Origin of the sequence: Azonexus sp., assembly GCF_036170495.1 — a bacterium.
Lineage (GTDB): Bacteria > Pseudomonadota > Gammaproteobacteria > Burkholderiales > Rhodocyclaceae > Azonexus.
Genome location: NZ_JAVHPH010000226.1, coordinates 1 through 3553, shown reverse-complemented (window position 1 = coordinate 3553; position 3553 = coordinate 1). Strand labels below are relative to the sequence as shown.

The following is a 3553-nucleotide window of genomic DNA, read 5'->3' as shown; positions in this document are numbered from 1 at the left end:
GCTGGCCGGGTATTTCTGCACGTAGGCGGCGAAACCGGCGGCGGCTTCCTTGTACTTGCCGGCCTTGAACTGGTTCAGGGCGACTTCGTAGTCCTGGCTTTCCTTGGCCGGGTCGGTGGCCGGTTTGGAATTTGGCCCGTTTTCCGGGTTGACCGTAGCATTCGCGCTTTCGGTCGTTTCAAACTTGCGCAGGCGGGTATCGAGGTCGAGGTAGAAGTCCTGCTGACGCTTCTTGGCCGTTTCGAGCTCGTAATTGAGCGTTTCGATCTGGCCGCGCAGGCGGGAGATCTCGTCGGCCTGGCGCTGGATCTGGCTGGCCAGATCCAGCTGGGCCTTGGCCTGCTGGTCGAATCGCGCCTCGGTCTTGATCCGCAGATCAGCGACCTGGCGCCGCGCTTCTTCGTCGTCAAACACGCCGGCCTGGGCCTGAGCGGCCCCCAGCGCGGCGATGAACAGGGCGATTCGAACCGGGCGCATGATGCTTAGAACTCGCCGCGACCGTCAGCACCCTTGTACAGGATGTCAGCACGACGGTTTTGCGACCAGGCAGCTTCGTCATGACCGGCGTCCTTCGGCTTTTCTTCGCCGAGGCTGACGGATTCGATCTGGGCTTCCGAGACGCCGAGCAGGGTCAGCGAACGCTTGACGGCTTCAGCCCGCTTCTGGCCGAGCGACAGGTTGTATTCGCGGCTGCCGCGCTCATCGGTATTGCCTTGCAGCAGAACCTTGAAACCCTTGTGGGCGCTCAGGTACTTGGCGTGGGAGGCGACCAGATCCTTGTATTCGTCCTTGACTTCGTACTTGTCGAGGTCGAAGTAGATGCTGCGCTGCGACAACTTGCTCTTCGGATCGGTCAGTTCGCGCGGCAGGCCGTTGGCGTCAACACCGTCGGCGGTCACCGAGGCAACGCCGGTACCGGAACCGCTGCGCGACTCAACCGGAGCACCGGCCGTATCTTCCGGCAGCGGGGTGGTCGAACAACCGACGAGGATGGCGGACAGCAGGGCGGGGATAAGCAGTTTTTTCACAAAGTTCTCCGGATGGATGTGAGGATTATTGATAGTAAGGGCCCCAGGCCGGTTCGCGAACATCACCCGCGGCGACCGTGAGACGTTGTTTGATCCTGCCATCGCTGGAGACAGCCGATAGTACGCCGCGCCCGCCGACATCAGTGGCGATCAGGATCATGCGGCTATTCGGGGCGAAACTCGGGGATTCGTCCTTATTGGAATCGCTCACCACCTGGACCTGGCGACTGGCCAGATCCATCACGGCGAGCTGGAAGCGGCCTTCGCGGCGGCTGATGAAAGCGAGGCTCTTACCGTCTGGCGACGGACGCGGCGAGACGTTGTAGCTGCCCTCGAAGGTGACGCGACGGATGTCGCCGCCACTGGCTGCCATCTGGTAGACCTGCGGGCTGCCGCCGCGATCGGAGGTGAAATAGATTGTGCCGCCGTCGGCCGAATAGCGCGGTTCGGTGTCGATGCCCGAGGACTGGGTCAGACGCTGCAGGCCGCTGCCGTCGGCATTGACCGAATAAAGCTGGGAAAACCCGTCTTTCGACAAGACGACAGCCAGCTTGCGACCATCCGGCGACCAACCCGGTGCGGAGTTGGAGCCCTTGAAATTGGCCACAATCTGGCGATGACCGGAAGCCAGGGAATGGACGTAGATGACCGGCTTTTTCTTCTCGAATGAGACGTAGGCGAGACGGCCACCATCCGGCGACCAGACCGGGGAAATGATCGGCTCGATCGAAGTGAGTGCCGTCGCGGCATTCTGGCCATCCGAGTCGGCAATCTGCAGCAGGAACTGGCCACGGGCCTTGACGACATAGGCGATGCGCGTCGAAAAGACACCCTTTTCGCCAGTCAGCTTTTCGTAGATGAAATCGGCGATGCGGTGGCCGGCGGCACGCAGCTGGGCATTACTGGTGACGTAAGCGGCACCGCCGAGCGACACGCCCTTTTGCGTGTCGTAGAGGCGGAAGCGGGCTTCCATGCGCCCGTCGGCGCTGCGCGCGATGCTGCCGGCCGCCAGCGCGTCGGCACCCCGGCTCTTCCAGTCGGCGTGATTGATCGGGGCGTTTTCGTCGAACGTCAGGTTGTTGTGATCGATCAGTTTGAACAGGCCGCTCCGTTCGAGGTCGGCGCGCACCGTCGAGGTGATGACCCGGGACGCAGCCGGGTCACCGGGAAAATCGACGATGGTGACCGGAATACGATTGGCCCCGGCACCGGTAATCTCGATTGACAGCTGGGCCTGGGCGAATCCCACGGTCAACAGGAAAAAAGGCAGAAAAATGAAACGAAGGATTCGGGACATTGCATTCATTTTCATAAAGACTCGCGCGATTTTACTCTTCTAACGGCTTGTATTTGATTTCCAGCGTGCGCTGAAACTGCGATGGATCGTCCGGCTTAGGCAGCGGCGACGATTTACGGATGGCCCGCTCAATGGCGGTATCGAGCGCCGGGTTGCCACTGGAGCGTCTCAGCTTGACGTCGAGGACTTCGCCGCCCGGCAATTGGCTGACTTCAAAAACTGCTTCCGGATTGCCCTGGATGGAGGGTGGCAAAACGATGTTGCCGCGCACCTTGCCGCGGATCTTGCTGGCGTAATCGGCCAGCCCGCGCTTGTTCGACGACGCCCGCTGCTCGGCCTCGGCCGCCGCTGCATTGGCCAACTGCTGGGTGTTTGGCCGGGGTTTCAGATTGGCCGTTTCGCGCGACAACTCCTTGCTGAAATCGAACTTGGGCGGCGGTTTGACCTCGGGCTTGGGTTCAGGCTTTTTCGGCTCGGGCTTGGGCGGCTCCGGTTTGGGCTCGGGCTTTTTCGGCTCCAGCTTCTTTTTTTCTTCCTTGACGACGATTTCCGGCTTTTTCACCACCGGCTCGACCTTGGGCAGTGGCTTTGGCGGTTCCGGCTTGACTTCCGGCTCAGGCGGGGGTGGGGGCGGCGGCACATATTGAGCCGGCATCGGTCGCGGCGACCACAGTTCGACCTCCATGACCTCCGGCTTGCTGCGCTTCCATTGCACCCCGAAAAACAGGAAGGCAAGCAAGGCCACGTGCACCAAAATGGTGAACGCCAGCGCGTACTTCTTGCCGGGCTCTTCGGGTTGGTCGAGGATCATGTCCACTTATTTGCTGGCGCTGGCCGTTTCCAGGCCGACTCGCTGGAACCCGGCGCGCTTGGCTTCGTCGAGCACCTCGATGACGTTCTTGTACTGGGTTTCCTTGGCGCCGGCGATGAGGATCGGGGTATTTTTGTCGGCCTCGTTGAGGGCCGTCAGTTGCGCCTTGAGGTCCTTGATCCCCTTGAGCCGTGTCTCGTCGCCCTTGATGCTGAACAGCGACAGGCTGCCGTCGTCCTTGATCTGCACCTTGACGTACTTGTCCGGCTTCTGCGGCGCCGTGCCGGAGGCGGGCAGATCGACCGAACCGGTCGTCATCATCGGCGTCGCCACCATGAAGATGACGAGCAGCACGAGCATGACGTCGATGTAGGGAACGACGTTGATTTCGCTTTTTAGACGACGCTGGCGCATGGC

Annotated in this window: 5 protein-coding genes; all 5 read right to left on the bottom strand. The window is 61.4% G+C overall.

Features of this window, described 5'->3' with window-relative positions:
* A partial coding sequence (locus ADADOO_RS07740; protein ID WP_511276435.1) for a YbgF trimerization domain-containing protein occupies positions 1-477 on the bottom strand: 477 nt, incomplete at its 3' end.
* Between the two features lie 5 nt (positions 478-482).
* The gene (gene pal, locus ADADOO_RS07735) at positions 483-1028 is read right to left on the bottom strand and encodes a peptidoglycan-associated lipoprotein Pal (RefSeq protein WP_511276433.1); all 546 of its coding nucleotides are present in this window, start codon (positions 1026-1028) and stop codon (positions 483-485) included.
* Positions 1029-1053: 25 nt separating this feature from the next.
* Positions 1054-2325, bottom strand: coding sequence for a Tol-Pal system beta propeller repeat protein TolB (tolB, locus tag ADADOO_RS07730; RefSeq protein WP_511276432.1), 1272 nt, complete (start codon positions 2323-2325; stop codon positions 1054-1056).
* Between the two features lie 31 nt (positions 2326-2356).
* The gene (locus ADADOO_RS07725) at positions 2357-3136 is read right to left on the bottom strand and encodes an energy transducer TonB (protein ID WP_511276430.1); all 780 of its coding nucleotides are present in this window, start codon (positions 3134-3136) and stop codon (positions 2357-2359) included.
* 6 nt (positions 3137-3142) lie between these two features.
* A partial coding sequence (gene tolR / locus ADADOO_RS07720) for a protein TolR (RefSeq protein ID WP_511276429.1) occupies positions 3143-3553 on the bottom strand: 411 nt, incomplete at its 5' end.

Coding starts and splice junctions, on each gene's coding strand:
- tolB (WP_511276432.1), bottom strand. CDS start 2,325: ATGTCCCGAATCCTTCGTTTCATTTTTCTGCCTTTTTTCCTGTTGACC.
- ADADOO_RS07725 (WP_511276430.1), bottom strand. CDS start 3,136: ATGATCCTCGACCAACCCGAAGAGCCCGGCAAGAAGTACGCGCTGGCG.